10 protein-coding genes and 1 pseudogene are annotated in these 14805 nt (G+C 65.1%); 3 read left to right on the forward strand and 8 right to left on the reverse strand.

Features of this window, described 5'->3' with window-relative positions; translation table 11 throughout:
* Positions 1-94: 94 nt before the first annotated feature.
* The 6 genes from H1204_RS11710 to purT all read right to left on the reverse strand — a co-directional run bounded on the left by H1204_RS11710 (position 95) and on the right by purT (position 7367).
* Positions 95-1552, reverse strand: coding sequence for a DEAD/DEAH box helicase (locus H1204_RS11710; RefSeq protein WP_180728433.1), 1458 nt, complete (start codon positions 1550-1552; stop codon positions 95-97).
* 450 nt (positions 1553-2002) lie between these two features.
* The gene (locus H1204_RS11715) at positions 2003-3439 is read right to left on the reverse strand and encodes an aldehyde dehydrogenase family protein (RefSeq protein WP_180728434.1); all 1437 of its coding nucleotides are present in this window, start codon (positions 3437-3439) and stop codon (positions 2003-2005) included.
* Positions 3440-3530: 91 nt separating this feature from the next.
* The gene (locus H1204_RS11720; protein ID WP_180728435.1) at positions 3531-5183 is read right to left on the reverse strand and encodes an acetolactate synthase large subunit; all 1653 of its coding nucleotides are present in this window, start codon (positions 5181-5183) and stop codon (positions 3531-3533) included.
* Positions 5184-5425: 242 nt separating this feature from the next.
* On the reverse strand, positions 5426-5797 hold the full coding sequence (locus tag H1204_RS11725; protein ID WP_180728436.1) for an MliC family protein: 372 nt from the start codon (positions 5795-5797) through the stop codon (positions 5426-5428).
* Positions 5798-5881: 84 nt separating this feature from the next.
* Positions 5882-6046 (reverse strand): DUF6726 family protein, encoded by a 165-nt coding sequence (locus tag H1204_RS11730; protein WP_346015742.1) that lies wholly within the window; start codon positions 6044-6046, stop codon positions 5882-5884.
* 106 nt (positions 6047-6152) lie between these two features.
* Positions 6153-7367 carry a formate-dependent phosphoribosylglycinamide formyltransferase gene (gene purT, locus H1204_RS11735; protein WP_180728437.1) on the reverse strand — a complete coding sequence of 405 codons (1215 nt, stop codon included), beginning with the start codon at positions 7365-7367 and terminating at the stop codon, positions 6153-6155.
* 354 nt (positions 7368-7721) lie between these two features.
* On the opposite strand from purT, the gene H1204_RS11740 reads away from it, so the two are divergent.
* Both H1204_RS11740 and H1204_RS52595 read left to right on the forward strand, forming a co-directional pair.
* Positions 7722-8330 carry an META domain-containing protein gene (locus H1204_RS11740; protein ID WP_180728438.1) on the forward strand — a complete coding sequence of 203 codons (609 nt, stop codon included), beginning with the start codon at positions 7722-7724 and terminating at the stop codon, positions 8328-8330.
* Between the two features lie 135 nt (positions 8331-8465).
* Positions 8466-12503, forward strand: coding sequence for a DNA translocase FtsK (locus H1204_RS52595; protein WP_180728439.1), 4038 nt, complete (start codon positions 8466-8468; stop codon positions 12501-12503).
* A 90-nt stretch (positions 12504-12593) separates the two neighbouring features.
* On the opposite strand, the gene H1204_RS11750 is transcribed toward H1204_RS52595, so the two are convergent.
* The gene (locus tag H1204_RS11750; RefSeq protein ID WP_180728440.1) at positions 12594-13856 is read right to left on the reverse strand and encodes a lactonase family protein; all 1263 of its coding nucleotides are present in this window, start codon (positions 13854-13856) and stop codon (positions 12594-12596) included.
* 271 nt (positions 13857-14127) lie between these two features.
* On the opposite strand from H1204_RS11750, the pseudogene H1204_RS11755 reads away from it, so the two are divergent.
* Positions 14128-14268, forward strand: a pseudogene (locus H1204_RS11755) (DUF3096 domain-containing protein); the annotation flags it as partial.
* A gap of 223 nt (positions 14269-14491) precedes the next feature.
* On the opposite strand, the gene H1204_RS11760 reads toward H1204_RS11755, so the two are convergent.
* Positions 14492-14737 (reverse strand): hypothetical protein, encoded by a 246-nt coding sequence (locus H1204_RS11760; protein WP_180728441.1) that lies wholly within the window; start codon positions 14735-14737, stop codon positions 14492-14494.
* Between the last annotated feature and the right edge of the window lie 68 nt (positions 14738-14805).

Consider the following 14805-nt stretch of genomic DNA (forward strand, 5'->3'; position numbering starts at 1 on the left):
CTGACCGCAAAAAACAAACGGCGCCTGCAAAGGCGCCGTTTCTGTTTGAGACCATCGCCGCCCGCGCAAAAACGCGAACAGCAGCGGCACGACGTCAGTTCGAAGGCGTTGTCTTGCGCGGCATGCCGAAGCCGCCCAGCAGCGCGGCGAGCGGCTGCTTCGACGCAGGCTTCTGCGGCGCAGCGGGCGCTTCATCGCGCTTGGCAGCAGCCGACACCGCCGAAGGCGACGGCTCATACGGCTTCAGGAAGAAATCGTCGACAGGTTGCTGACGATGGTGCGTCCCATGCGGACGCTCGTGCGCGCCTGTCGTGCGACGGCGGCTGCCGCCGCGATCGTCGCGCTCGCGCCGCGCGCCGCGCTCGTCGTGGTGATGACGTACGGGCGTATCGACGGTCAGGCGCTGCACGTCGAGCGGCCGCTTGATCAGCTTTTCGATGTCGGCCAGCTGCTTGCGCTCGTTCGGGCTGAACAGCGACAGCGCGTCGCCCGATGCGCCCGCGCGGCCCGTCCGGCCGATCCGGTGCACGTAGTCTTCCGCGTTGAACGGCAGATCGAAGTTGATCACGGCGGGTAACTCGGCGATGTCGAGACCGCGCGCCGCCACGTCCGTCGCGACGAGCGCTTCGATCTCACCGCGCTTGAACGCGTCGAGCGCCTGCATGCGTTCGCTCTGCGTACGGTCGCCGTGAATCGCCGTGGCGACCACGCCGTCGCGCTCCAGCTGACGCGCAAGACGGCTCGCGCCGATCTTGCTGTTGCAGAACACGATCACCTGCTTGAGGCCGCGCTCGCGGATCAGTTTCACGACGGCGCCCGTCTTGTCGCCCTCGGCCACTTCGTAGACGATCTGCGTGACGTTGGTCGCCGTCGAATTGCTGCGCGCCACTTCGATCGTCTGCGGATTGCGCAGATACGTGGACGCTAGCTTCTTGATTTCGGGCGAGAACGTCGCCGAGAACAGCAGCGTCTGACGCTCGGCGGGAAGCAGGTTCAGGATGCGCTGCAGGTCGGGCAGGAAGCCCATGTCGAGCATCCGGTCGGCTTCGTCGAGCACGAGGATCTGCACCTGGCCGAGATTGGCCGTCTTCTGCTGCACGTGATCGAGCAGGCGTCCCGGCGTCGCGATCAGGATTTCGACGCCGCGCCGCAGTTCCGCCGATTGCGGATTCATGTCGACGCCGCCGAACACGACGGCGCTGCGCAGCGACGTGTGCTTGGCGTACGCCTGCACGTTCGCGGCGACCTGGTCGGCCAGTTCGCGCGTCGGCGTGAGGATCAGCGCGCGGACCGGATGGCGGGCCGGCGACGCGCTCGTGCTGGCGAGCGGCAGCAGACGCTGGATGATCGGCAGCGAGAAGCCCGCCGTCTTGCCCGTCCCGGTCTGCGCGGCGCCCATCACGTCCCGGCCGCCCAGTACAACAGGGATCGCCTCGGCCTGGATCGGCGTCGGCGTCGTGTAGCCCTGTTCCGCGATGGCTTTGAGAATGTCGGCATGCAGGCCGAACTGGTCGAAGGTCGCGTTGGTAGGCGTGGTTGCTGTGTCGGACATGGTGGCTTTCGCTAAAAATGCGCCTGCGCTTTGCCGCTTGCGCGTTGCCAAAGGCGGCCGCGGGGGCGTCCGCTCAGATTGTTTCTGCAGCTTCTTCTGCAGCGGCCGCGGCCGCGGAGGGCATCAGGACATCAGGATGAAGGCGGAGCCACGGCGTTCCGCACAAGGCCCGATCTCGCATCGGCATATAGCAGCGAGTGTCGGTAAACATGCGGCCGGCTCCGGCCGGCGGAAACATCCGCCGGAAAGGGCGGCATTGTAGCACTTCGGCACTAATACCCATGGCGCGTGCGCGGAGTTTCTGCTTGTCGCGCCCGCGCCGTCACGAAAACGGCATATTTCAAGCAGGGACGGACCATAGCCGACGCGGGCAGCGTAGACGCGCAACGAGTCAATCTGGTGACAGCGCGCCGACGTACGCCTGACGCCGCCCCGCTAAAGTCAATCCGTTCACCACGTTTCGCGCATTACCATCAACCGCAGCTCCGTCATGTCCTCGATCGCGTAGCGGATGCCTTCGCGCCCAAGCCCCGAGTCCTTGACGCCACCATACGGCATATTGTCGACGCGGAACGACGGCACATCGTTGATGACCACGCCGCCCACTTCGAGTTCATCCCAGGCCTGATGCGCGTGCGCGAGCGAATCTGTGAAAATGCCCGCCTGCAGGCCGAAGTCGCTGTCGTTGACGGTCGCGAGCGCACTTTTGAAGTCGTCGAACTTTTCGAGGATCGCCACCGGCCCGAACGCCTCCTTCCGATACAAATCGGTATCGCGCCCAACGTTTTCCAGCAGCGTCGCCTCGAACATCGCGCCGTCCACCTTGCCGCCCGCGACGATCTGCGCGCCCGCCTTCACCGCGCCTTCCATCCAACCCGCGAGCCGCCGCGACTCCGACTCGGAGATCATCGGCCCGACGAAAGTCTTTTCGTCCTTCGGATCGCCCATTTTCAGCGACTTCGTCTTCGCGATCAGCTTCTCGCGCAGCGCGTCGTACAGCGACGCATGCGCGAGAATCCGCTGCACGCCGATGCAGCTTTGCCCCGACTGATAGAACGCGCCGAACGCGAGCCGGTCGACGACGTAATCGAGCTTGTCGCGCTGGTCGCCATCGACGATCGCGGCCGCGTTGCCGCCCAGTTCCAGAATGACCTTCTTCTTGCCAGCCTTCGCTTTCAGGTCCCAGCCGACGGCGGGCGAACCCGTAAATGACAGCAGCTTGAAGCGTTCATCCGTGGTGAAGAGATCGGCGCCGTCGCGATGCGCGGGCAGCACCGAGAAGGCGCCTTTCGGCAGATCGGTTTCCGCGAGCACTTCGCCGATGATCAACGCGCCGATGGGCGTGCGGCTCGCGGGCTTCAGCACGAACGGGACGCCCGCCGCCAGCGCCGGCGCGACCTTGTGCGCGGCCAGATTCAACGGAAAGTTGAACGGCGAGATGAACGAGCACGGCCCGATCGGCACCCGCTTCACATAAGCGTGGTAGCCCTTCGCGCGCGGCGAGATTTCCAGATTGACGATGTCGCCGTCGATGCGTACCGACTCTTCCGCCGCGACCTTGAACGTATCGATCAGCCGCGTGACCTCGCCGCGCGAATCGTTGATCGGCTTGCCCGCTTCGATGCACAGCGCCATCGCCATCTCGTCGAAGCGCTCGCGAAAGCGCTTCACGCAATGTTCGAGCACGGCCTGACGCTTGAACGGCGGGAACGCGCGCATCGCGGGCATCGATTCGGCGGCGAGACCGATCGCTTTATCGATTGCCTTGGCGTCGGCGAGCGCGACGCGCGTCGCCACTTCGCCGCTGAACTTGTCGGTGACTTCGAGATCGGTGTTCGCGGCGACCGCAACGTTGGCGAGATAGTACGGGTAACTCTTCTGCAACATGACTCGTTCTCCTTGATCGCAATCGGCTGACACAGCGAACATCAGCAGCAAACACCGCGCCGCGCGCCGAACAAGAAAGACAACGCAACGCTCAAAGCTGCGCCGAAAGCCGCTTGATCTCGCGATTCAGCACGCGCTCGTTGTCGGAGTAATCGATCGGCACGTCGATCACATGCACGCCCGGCGTCGCGAAGCACTCGCGCACGAGCGGCGCGAGTTCCGCCGCCGCTGCCACGCGGTGCCCTTGCGCGCCATAGCTCTTCGCGTAGTCGACGAAATCGGGGTTCTGAAGCGTCATCCCATAGTCGGGGAAGTTCATGTTCTCCTGCTTCCAGCGGATCATGCCGAACGCGTCGTCGCGCACGATCAGCACGACGAGATCGAGCTTCATCCGCACGGCCGTCTCCAGTTCCTGCGAGTTCATCATGAAGCCGCCGTCGCCGCACACGGCCATCACATTGCGCTCGGGATGCACGATCTTGGTCGCGATCGCCGACGGCAGCCCCGCGCCCATCGACGCAAGCGCGTTGTCGAGCAGCAGCGAGTTCGGCTCATGCGCGCGGTAATAGCGCGCGAACCAGATCTTGTACATGCCGTTGTCGAGACAGATGATGCCGTCGACGGGCATCGTCTCGTACACGTCATGAACGACGCGCACCGGGTACATCGGGAAGCGGTCGTCGTGCTGGCCCTTCGCCAGATGCGCTTCGAAATGCTCCTTGATCTCCTTGAAGCGCGCGAAGTCCCAATGCTCGCCTTTGCCTTGCAGCGCTTCTTTCATCTGCCAGACGGCGTTCGCGATATCGCCGACCACTTCGATCTGCGGAAAGTACACGGTGTCCACTTCGGCGCCGAGAAAGTTGACGTGGATCACGGTTTTCTCGCCCGCGTCGGCGCCGCGCATGAAGAACGGCGGCTTTTCGATCACATCGTGGCCGACGTTGATGATGCAGTCCGCGTGATCGATCGCGCGATGCACGAAGTCGCCGTCCGACAATGTCGCGTTGCCGAGCCACAGCGGATGCGATTCGTCGATCACGCCCTTGCCCATCTGTGTGGTGAAGAACGGGATGCCGATCTGGTCGACGAACTCGCGCAGCATCTTGCGCGTGGTCTTGCGATTGCCGCCCGCGCCGATCATCAGCAACGGATGCTTTGCCTCGACGATCGCCTTGACTGCGTGTGCGACAGCCTTTTCCTCTGCGACGGGACGGCGGCTGTAGCTCTTCGGAATTGGCTTGCCGTCGCCCTCTTCGTGCGCGACGTCTTCGGGCAGTTCGAGATGGGTGGCGCCAGGCCGCTCTTCCTCGGCCTGACGGAACGCCTCGCGCACCGACGCGGGAATATTGGCGATCGACACGATCTGCCGTGTGTACTTGGTGAGCGGCTCCATCATCCGCACCACGTCGACGATCTGGAAATGGCCCTGCTTGCTCGACTTGATCGGCTTCTGGCCGGTGACCATCAGCATCGGCATCGCGCCGAGCTGCGCATACGCGGCGGCCGTCACGAAGTTGGTCGCGCCGGGGCCGAGGGTCGCGAGACACACGCCCGTGCGCCCCGTCAGACGGCCGTAGGTTGCGGCCATGAAGCCCGCTGCCTGTTCATGGCGGGTCAGCACGAGCTTGATTCTGGAGCGGCGCAGCGATTCGAGGAGATCGAGATTTTCTTCGCCGGGAATGCCGAACACGTACTCGACGCCTTCAGCCTCCAGCGATTTGACGAACAGATCCGATGCTTTCATGGGAAGTCTCGCTTGACGAACGAACGCAGACCGGGCCGCTACAACACTGGCAACGCAGGCAACGGCACGCGGACAAGGATGATCGAAGACGATGACAGCCGCGCCGATGCATCGAAACGGGGCGCGGCCTGTGCGTGGCACACAGCTTACTACCGGAGGCGAAAACGTGTTGTTTCACGCGCACGCGGCCGGGACGTGCAGCGCGTCACGCAGCGTAAGTGAAATTGCGCAAAGGCAAACGATCAGCGGACGATCGTCACGCAGTCGGACAGCAACGGCGGCGCGTCCTCGCCGAGCGTCGCGTCATAGAGCGTGGCTTGCGGGCCCTTGGTCCACCACGTGTAGCTGCCCGCCTGATACTTCGCACCGGAGCCGGACAGCACGTTGACGAACAGCATCTGCCGGCCCTTCACCGGCAACACCGCGAAGCTCTGACCGTTGGTCGCGTTCAGATAGGTGACCTGCAAGATGCGGCCCGTCGCGCACGTGTATTTCTGCATCACGCGATGCGAAGTGCGGATATCGGGCAATGGCAGCATCTCAGCGGCGCGGGCCACGCCCGACGCAGCGACGAACGCCAGCACGCCCACTGATGCAACCCACCGTCTGCTCATCGAATGCCTCGCTTCCTGACGCCCTTTCGTTATGACCGCGCGACCCTGCCGAAGTTTGCGGATCATGGATCGCTCATGTATGACTTACGGATCGATCACGTCGGCGCATGCATCGGTCGGCGCGGCGGCCACGTGGCCGACCCCGGGAACGATCTTGAGTCCCGCAGAGGCGATGCGGCATGGCGCAGCGGCCAGCCCGCAGCCGCTCAACGCCGTCATCGACACCAACGCCGATGCGAGCAGCGCGATGCGCCGGGCGACCTTGCTGCCTGACTGTCTGGCTTTCACGCACACCGCTCCTTGCCCGCTACACATTCAATCCGCAACAACCGCGACAGGCGAACCGCCCGCGTTGTTACCTCGCCGAGACCGGCTTGACAGCGGCAGCCGCCTGCTTGGCGCGCTGCAGCGCTTCGCCGATATCGCTGCCCGTTGCGAGCGCCACGCCCATGCGGCGCTTGACGAAGCTCTCGGGCTTGCCGAACAGGCGCAGGTCCGCGCCCGGCACGGCGAGCGCCTGCGCGACGCCTTCGAACGCGATGCCCGTCTCGTCGAGCCCGCCGTAGATCACGGCCGACGCGCCCGGCGCGCGCAAGGTCGTATCGACAGGCAAGCCGAGAATGGCTCGGGCGTGCAACTCGAACTCGGAGAAACGCTGCGATGCGAGCGTCACGAGCCCGGTGTCATGCGGACGCGGGCTGACCTCCGAAAACCATACGTCATCGCCGCGCACGAAAAGTTCCACGCCGAACAGGCCCCGGCCGCCGAGCGCCGTCGTCACCTTGTCGGCGATGTCTCGCGAGCGTTCGAGCGCGCGCGGGCTCATCGGCTGCGGCTGCCACGATTCGACGTAGTCGCCCGCGACCTGCACGTGGCCGATCGGCTCGCAGAAACAGGTGGCCGTCTGCTGGGTCGCGGAATCGATCGCGCGCACGGTCAGCTGCGTGATCTCGTATTCGAAGTTGATGAACCCTTCGACGATCACGCGCCCGTGATTCACCCGGCCGCCCGCCATCGCGTATTGCCATGCGGGCTCGACATCGGCGTCGCTGCGCAGCACCGACTGTCCCTTGCCCGATGACGACATCACCGGCTTCACGACGCACGGATAACCGACCTTCGCGATGCCCGCCTTCAGTTCGTCGATCGAATCGGCGAACGCGTACGGCGAGGTGGGCAGGCCGAGTTCCTCGGCGGCGAGGCGGCGGATGCCTTCGCGGTTCATCGTCAGTTGCGTGGCGCGCGCGGTCGGGATCACTTCGGCGACGCCTTCCGTTTCGATCGCGGCCAGTGCATCCGTGGCGATCGCCTCGATCTCCGGCACGATCAGATGCGGGCGCTCTTTTTCGACGAGCGCGCGCAACGCCTTCGCGTCAGTCATGTCGATCACGTGCGAGCGGTGCGCGACCTGATGCCCCGGCGCGTTCGGATAACGGTCGACCGCGATCACTTCGACGCCCAGCCGTTGCAGCGCGATGATCACTTCCTTGCCCAGTTCGCCTGCGCCGAGCAGCATGACGCGCGTAGCCGAGGTCGAAAGCGGTGTGCCGATGCGTTGGCCGATCATCATGGAAGCTCCAGAGAATTTGTGACAAAAAGCGGGTGGAATGAATGACTGCGCCGATGTTAACATGCGCGGCCCCTGCGGCTACGCCCGCCGCGTGCCGATAACCCGTGTTGAGAGTGCGTCGTGGGCGACGTTGCCGGCCGTGCTGTCAGGCCGCCAGGGCGGCGTCCGGCCATGCCGGCGAAACCCCACGAAACGGACTGCAACCGCGGCGCGAACGGCGTCGTCGCGGCAACCCTACGTTTTGCCTGTGCCGCCTATGTCGCTTATGCCGTTTATCACCCGCGTTTGCGCTCGCATGCGGCAAGCGTAGTGCGATACCCTTACGCCTTCGCCAGTTTAGAGAGGAACGACGATATGCAGCCCACGTCCGCCACGCCACGCGACGCACGCACGAGCGCCAACCCCGACGCATCGTCGAATGCACCTGACACGGCTGCGCGCGTGTCGCTGCGCCGGCGCGCGGGTTATGCGCTGGCCGTCGTGTCGATGGCCGCGTCACTGTCCATGCTCGTCGCCGCCTGCTCGATGCCGAAACACGCTGACACGGAAGCCCCGCCGCCCGATCCGTTCAACCCGGCGGCCACGCAACTGCTCGACAACACCGACTGGCAACTCAGCAGCTGGAAGCTCGCCTCGGGCAGCACGCGCGAGGTGCCGGGCGGCGCGAGCGGCGAACCCATCACGCTCGTGCTGTCGACGGAAACAGGCATGCGCCGCGCCAGCGGCTTCTCCGGCTGCAACCGCTACACAGGCACGTACATGCTCAAGGACGGCAAGCTGAACTTCGGGCCGCTCGCGGGTACGCGCATGGCGTGCGCGACGCCGGGTGGCAACATCGAAGGCGCATATCTCGGCGCGCTTGCGCATGTCGAGCGCTCGGCCGTCGATATGCGCAAGCCGCAGCAACTTCAGTTGATCCTCGATAACGGCGACACGCTCGTGTTCGCGCGGCGCGGCCAATGACCGCGTGGCCGGCGAACGTCGACCGTACAGGGACGCCGCGCACTGCGCGGCACTTGCTCGCGGATAGGGTCCGCTTTGCCCAGTTAAACTCGACAGGTCGCGCGTTCGCGCATCCGTCATTCGTTGATGTCTAGCATGCAAACGGTAGTTTTCGGCTGGTTCGGCGCTTCCGCCGTCTGGTTTCTTCCCCTGTTGTGGCGTCTCGTGAAGTCCGCGCTGCCGGGCGGCGCGGGCCTGCGCGGTCCCGGCACGATCCGGCTGTGGCTCGGCTTTGTCTGCGTGCTGATCGCGAGCTGCACGCTGGAGGCGTCGCTCGTCAATGTGCAGGGGCTCGACGGCTTCGGGCATGCGCTGTCGACGGGTCTCACGCATCTGTTGGGGCGCGTCGCGACACCGCTCGTGATGCTCGGCCTGTTCGCGGTGTCGCTGCCATGGCTCATCGGTTTCAGGTGGCCGTCGTTCTTCGCTTGGGCGAACGAGGCGTTCGGTCTTGGGCTGTCGCGTGGCGCACGTGAAGACGAACCGCGCGGCCACGCCTCGCGTGCCGCCGAGACGGCGCCGTCCCATAGCAGCGCGCCCATCAATACGATGGCGCCGAAAACCAATGGGCGTTATGCGCGGCCGACCGTGTGGCGACCGCCTTCTACGACGCGCGCCGCTGGCGCCGCGACTGCCTCCGTCGCGGCGGGCGAAGCGCTGAGTATGCCGGCTGGTTCGATGGCGGCGAGTGCCGGCGGTACCGTGCGCAACGCCGTCGGCAATGCAACAGGCGGCGCGCCGGGAAGTCCCGCCTCCGTTCACCGGGCAAGCGCGCCCAAGCCGTGGACGCCCGCCGAGCCGGTCTCACCCTCCGGCTGGCTCAACACCGACACGCCGCGCCCACATTCGCGCGAAACGGTGGCCCCGCTGATGGAAGCCGCACGCGTCGCGGCCACGCCGCCGACTGTCTTCGGCAGCACGGCTGCCCTGCAATCGTCGAAAGCGGCAGCGGCCAATGCCGGCGCGCGCGGCCCGTCGGTGAATCCGGCCGTGGCATCGGCGCGCTCGGCGGCCTTGCGCGGAGCGACGCTCGCGCAGAGCCGTCAGACGGCATCGGTCGGCGCGGCAACACCCGCCGCGCCGACGCGGCGAGTCGTCGCGCCGTCCGCTTCGCCGGCTGTGCGCCGCGACACGCCGAATCTCAAAGTGCCCGCCTACACGCGCGCCAATCCGCCCGCCCAACCCGTCGCGCCCGCGTCGAGCGTGCAGGAGACTTTGCGCAGCATCGAGGAAAACGCGGCACGCTGGACGACGCTCGCGGGCGCGAGTCTCGCCCGGCGCACGGCGAGCGATCCGGCGAAGGTTGTCGACACCCATAGCGCGTCGGCTCCCGCCGATGGAGTGAATGCGCAGACGCTGTCCGCTACTGGTCCGGCGGTCGAGGCTTCTATGGGTTCCGCAAGCTCGGCGGCCGTTTCGGGCGCGGCGGCCGTAGCTGCAGTCGATCAGGCCGTGTCGGCGCTTGAAGCTGCCATTGCCACGCATACGACGCCCGCTGCGGAAACAGTTGCACCTGTCGAATCAGCGAACGGGGCCGAACGCAACGAAGAACAGGCTCATGCGGTTGTGGCCGTGCCGCCCGTGGTGTCTTCGGCTGAGGTGCAATCGCATGTCGCCGAGGCAGAGCCGCAAGCGCAAACCGTCGCCGCAGAGCAAACGGATTCGCCTCGCGCCGAGACCGAGATTGCACACGCTCAGCCGACCGCGATTGTCAGCAACGTGACGGCAAGCGCGACTGTTGTCGAAGCGGACGCACATGCCAGCGCCGCACCGGCGATTGAATCGACCGTTGTAGCGGCTGTGTCCGAGCCGGTTGAACCGCAACTGCAAGCCGTTGCCGAACGTGTCGCGACAGAGACCCAAGCGATTGAGCAGAGCGTGGCGCCCGTTGCCCCGACCTCCACGTCACTCGAACCGGTGACCGCCATCGCATCGTCCGAACAACCGGCGGCGCCTTCGACCGAGGCATCGATGCCTTTCGTCGAATCCGCACCAGCCGATGCAATCGCAACGCCCGCGCAACCCACTTCAACGCATCTCGACGAGCACGAAACCGCGGCGACCCACCCAGAATTGCCAACGCAAATCGCCGTCGCGGAACAGCCTGCGACTGTCGCTCATGCGGTCGAGTCGCCAGCCAAGCCCGAAGCTCCGGTTGCACCGTCAACGCACATCGCGAGCGAAACTGTGTCACCCGCAGCGGAAGAGCCCGCGCTCGCGGAACAGGTTGAAACCGCCCCTACCCCGCTCGCGCCGTGGGATGCAATCACGCAATCCGTGTCGCTTCTGCGTGTGGCTTCGACAACCGCTCCATCGACACAACAAGCGCGTCACGCATCGGTATCGAACGCGCCCGCATACGGCGACGCTGACACGCCGACCGAACCTGTCGCCGTATCGACCGCCTTCGACGACACGTCGGACGAGACCGCACCTGAAGCACCTTCGAACATCGTTCGCTTCCCGGGCACGGCCCTCGTTGCGCAAGCGCCTGAACAGAATACGGCCGACGAGTTCGAGCCTGACCTGGCGCAAGACGAGCCCGAAGCACAGCAAGACGCGCAACAGGAGCCGCCTGCCGCTGCCCCGCCCCGCCCTGCCGTGCGCGGCCACAGCGGTCCTGCTTTCGAGTTTTACGCGCCCGCGGCCTCGCACATCGAACTGCCGTCGCTCGATCTGCTCGCGCCCGCCTCGACCGAGACCGAGCCCGTCAGTGAAGAAAAGCTCGCCGAAACGGGCGCGTTGATCGAGCAGCGTCTGCAAGAATTCAAGGTGCCGGTGACGGTGGTCGGCGCATCGGCGGGCCCCGTCATCACGCGCTTCGAAGTCGAGCCGGCGCTCGGCGTGCGCGGCAGCCAGATCGTCGGGCTGATGAAGGACCTGTCGCGTGGTCTCGGCCTTACTTCGATCCGCGTCGTTGAGACGATTCCAGGCAAGACCTGCATGGGTCTCGAACTGCCGAATGCCAGGCGTCAGACGATCCGTCTCTCCGAGATTCTGGAAGCCAACGTCTATCAGAAGTCCGCGTCGAATCTGACGCTGGCGATGGGCAAGGACATCACCGGCCACCCGGTCGTCACCGATCTCGCGAAGGCGCCGCACATGCTGGTCGCGGGTACGACGGGTTCGGGCAAGTCGGTGGCGATCAACGCGATGATCGTCTCGCTGCTGTACAAGGCGACGCCCGAAGACGTGCGAATGATCATGATCGATCCGAAGATGCTGGAGCTTTCCGTGTACGAAGGCATTCCGCATCTGCTCGCGCCCGTCGTGACGGATATGAAGCTCGCCGCGAACGCGCTCAACTGGTGTGTCGGCGAGATGGAGAAGCGCTACCGGCTGATGTCGGCCGTCGGCGTGCGCAACCTGCAAGGCTTCAACCAGAAGATTCGCGACGCCGCCGCGAAAGAGAAGAAGATCGGCAATCCGTTCTCGCTAACGCCGGACGCACCCGAGCCGCTGTCGCCGCTGCCGCTGATCGTCGTCGTGATCGACGAACTGGCCGACCTGATGATGGTCGCGGGCAAGAAGATCGAAGAGCTGATCGCGCGTCTCGCGCAAAAGGCGCGGGCAGCGGGCATTCACCTGATTCTCGCGACGCAGCGCCCGTCCGTCGACGTGATCACGGGTCTCATCAAGGCGAACATCCCGACGCGCGTTGCGTTCCAGGTGTCGTCGAAAATCGACTCGCGCACGATTCTCGACCAGATGGGCGCCGAGTCACTGCTCGGCCAGGGCGACATGCTGTTCCTGCCGCCCGGCACCGGCTACCCGCAGCGCGTGCACGGCGCGTTCGTCGCCGACGAGGAAGTGCACCGGATCGTCGAGCATCTGAAGCAGTTCGGCGAACCGGAATACATCGAAGGCATTCTCGACGGCCCGGCGACGGATGGCGGCGGCACGCAGGATCTGTTCGGCGAAACGCCGGATGCGGAAGCCGACCCGTTGTACGACGAAGCCGTCTCGTTCGTCGTGCGCACACGACGCGCGTCGATCTCGGCGGTACAGCGGCAGTTGCGCATCGGCTATAACCGCGCGGCGCGACTCGTCGAGCAGATGGAGACGGCGGGCCTCGTGTCGGCGATGGGCATCAACGGGAGCCGCGAAGTGCTCGCGCCGGGGCCGGCGGAATAAGCCGCTTTCGGAATTGAACGAGCGCCGCTGCGAGAACAAAAGAAATAGTCGAACGCAGCGGCGGCACCCGCCTCTTTCACACTGCAAACATCACGACGGCGACACCCACTTGAAGTCGACGGGCGAGCCGATATCGATGCGCTTCGGGTTCGCTTCCAGCAGCCCGCTTTGCGGATCGCGACGGAACACGTACGCCGTATCGCTGTTCTGGTTGCCAACGATCAGCCATTGCCCCGTCGGATCGATTGAAAATTCTCGCGGCGCTTTCCCGAGACTCGACTGACGGCCGACCTCCCGGATATGGCCGTTGCCGGGATCGACCGCGTAGATGACGATTTCATTCGCATCGCCACGATTGCTGGCGTACAGAAAGCGCCCGTCCGGCGACAGATGAATTGCAGCTGCACCCACCTGCCCCTTGAAGCCGGGTTTCGTCATCGGCACGACCTGCAGTTGCGTGAGCTTGCCGTCGTCGTAGTGGAATGCCGTGACGGTCGCCGTCAGCTCGCTCGTCAGATACGCGTACTTGCCGTCCGGGCTGAACACCAGATGGCGCGGTCCCGAGCCGGGCTTCACATCGGTATAGCGCTTGTCCGTCGGGCCGAACAGGCCACGGCTGCCGTCGGGCGTGTAGCGGTACGCATAGAGCTTGTCGGTGCCGAGATCCTGTGCGAACAGATACTTGCCGTCCGGCGAGAACACGGTCGAATGCACGTGCGCGTTGTCCTGGCGTCCCTTCACGGGACCGCCGCCGTCATGATGTACCGTCAACACCGACGCGCCGACCTGCCCGTCCGCCTGCAACGGAAACACCGCGAAGCTGCCGCCCGGGTTCGCGGCGACCGAGTAGTTGGCCGTCGTCAGATATTTGCCGTCCGGCGAGAGGCTCAGATAGCACGGATCGTTGCCGTCCGACGACACGCGGTTCAGGAACGTTAATTGCCCGCTTTTCGCATCGAAGCCGAACGCGCTGATGCCGCCGCGCTGCCCGGCGGGGCCGTTGTCGCCGGGCTGCTCGTTGACGGAGTAGACGTAGCGGCCGTCGGGCGACGCGATCACGTACGACGGATTGTCGGTCTTCGCGGACGACACCTGCGTCGCGTCGCCCGACTTCGTGTCGAAGCGATAGACATAGATGCCTTCACTCTTCGGGCCGGTGTAAGTGCCGACGATCAGATCGTAGACGCCATCGGCGGGTGCGGCGGTCGTGCCTTGTGCAAAGGCCTGCGTGGTGGCAAGCGATACCATCAGTGTCAAACCTCTTATGATCGAACGGGCGGACAAGCGCGGATTCACTCGCAAACTGAAAGACTGTGGCACGGCACACGCTAAGGCTCGTGTACGACGCTGCATGACGACCTCCTGGCGAGACGGGTTATTCGGTTCGTGTGTGTCGCTGGTCTGCCGCGCGGCTCGATCGGAGCGTGCCATTGTCGTAACGGATGCATGACGATTGCGGCCTCGCGCTGCGCGCCCTCGTGGCACGGCCGCCGCCGCTGATCGTCGATGTCGTATTTGGGGCAAGTATAAGAGCGTTGCCCGCGCTCGCACAGTCAGATCCGCGAACGCAGGCTATCCGACAGGTTGTCTCTTACCGTCGTCAATTCGAACAACAGGAGTCGCCATGAACATCCATCTCACGCTCGGCCCGCTCGTCGCGCTGATCGCCGGCATTCTCATTCTGATCGTGCCGCGTTTGCTCAACTTCATCGTCGCGCTTTATCTGATCATCATTGGGCTGATCGGGCTGTTCGGCGTGGGGGCACGGCGCACTTGTGACGCGCGTGATGCGCACACGGACGCGCCTATGCGGGCGGTCCGCTGCGGGTCCGCATAGGTCGCACAGGTGTTAGACGCGCCGCGTGACGGCACTTCAGACGGACGTCACGAAACGACGCGCAGCACCGCGCGGGCCGCCTGTCGCGGTCCGCGAGCGCACTGCGCGTGTTTGTTTTGAAGCGTGGCCGTTCTGGATAACGCGCGTCGCGTCAGCCGTTCGACAGTTGATCGAGACGCCAGCGACCCTGCAAGGACAGGCCACCGACGGCATAATGACCGTCGGCTTCGCTATAGCGCTTGAAGCAGGCGCGTTCGATCAGAAACGCTGCAGCGGTTTCCATCCCGTTGCGCGAGATGCCGAGCGTGTGGAAGTCGAGTGGAAGAAGCGAGTCGTCAGGCAATTGACTCGCGGCGGAGAGAATCGTGATGCAGTCGGATTTCGACGGGTTCAGCATGGCTTATCCTCGAAAACGGCGCCGTGGCTGCATGCTGCAACACCGGCCGCCGGTGGGCTGCGATTCGT

Origin of the sequence: Paraburkholderia sp. PGU19 (assembly GCF_013426915.1) — a bacterium.
Lineage (GTDB): Bacteria > Pseudomonadota > Gammaproteobacteria > Burkholderiales > Burkholderiaceae > Paraburkholderia.

Coding starts and splice junctions, on each gene's coding strand:
- H1204_RS11710 (WP_180728433.1), bottom strand. CDS start 1,552: ATGTCCGACACAGCAACCACGCCTACCAACGCGACCTTCGACCAGTTC.
- H1204_RS11715 (WP_180728434.1), bottom strand. CDS start 3,439: ATGTTGCAGAAGAGTTACCCGTACTATCTCGCCAACGTTGCGGTCGCC.
- H1204_RS11720 (WP_180728435.1), bottom strand. CDS start 5,183: ATGAAAGCATCGGATCTGTTCGTCAAATCGCTGGAGGCTGAAGGCGTC.
- H1204_RS11725 (WP_180728436.1), bottom strand. CDS start 5,797: ATGAGCAGACGGTGGGTTGCATCAGTGGGCGTGCTGGCGTTCGTCGCT.
- purT (WP_180728437.1), bottom strand. CDS start 7,367: ATGATGATCGGCCAACGCATCGGCACACCGCTTTCGACCTCGGCTACG.
- H1204_RS11740 (WP_180728438.1), top strand. CDS start 7,722: ATGCAGCCCACGTCCGCCACGCCACGCGACGCACGCACGAGCGCCAAC.
- H1204_RS52595 (WP_180728439.1), top strand. CDS start 8,466: ATGCAAACGGTAGTTTTCGGCTGGTTCGGCGCTTCCGCCGTCTGGTTT.
- H1204_RS11750 (WP_180728440.1), bottom strand. CDS start 13,856: ATGCAGCGTCGTACACGAGCCTTAGCGTGTGCCGTGCCACAGTCTTTC.
- H1204_RS11760 (WP_180728441.1), bottom strand. CDS start 14,737: ATGCTGAACCCGTCGAAATCCGACTGCATCACGATTCTCTCCGCCGCG.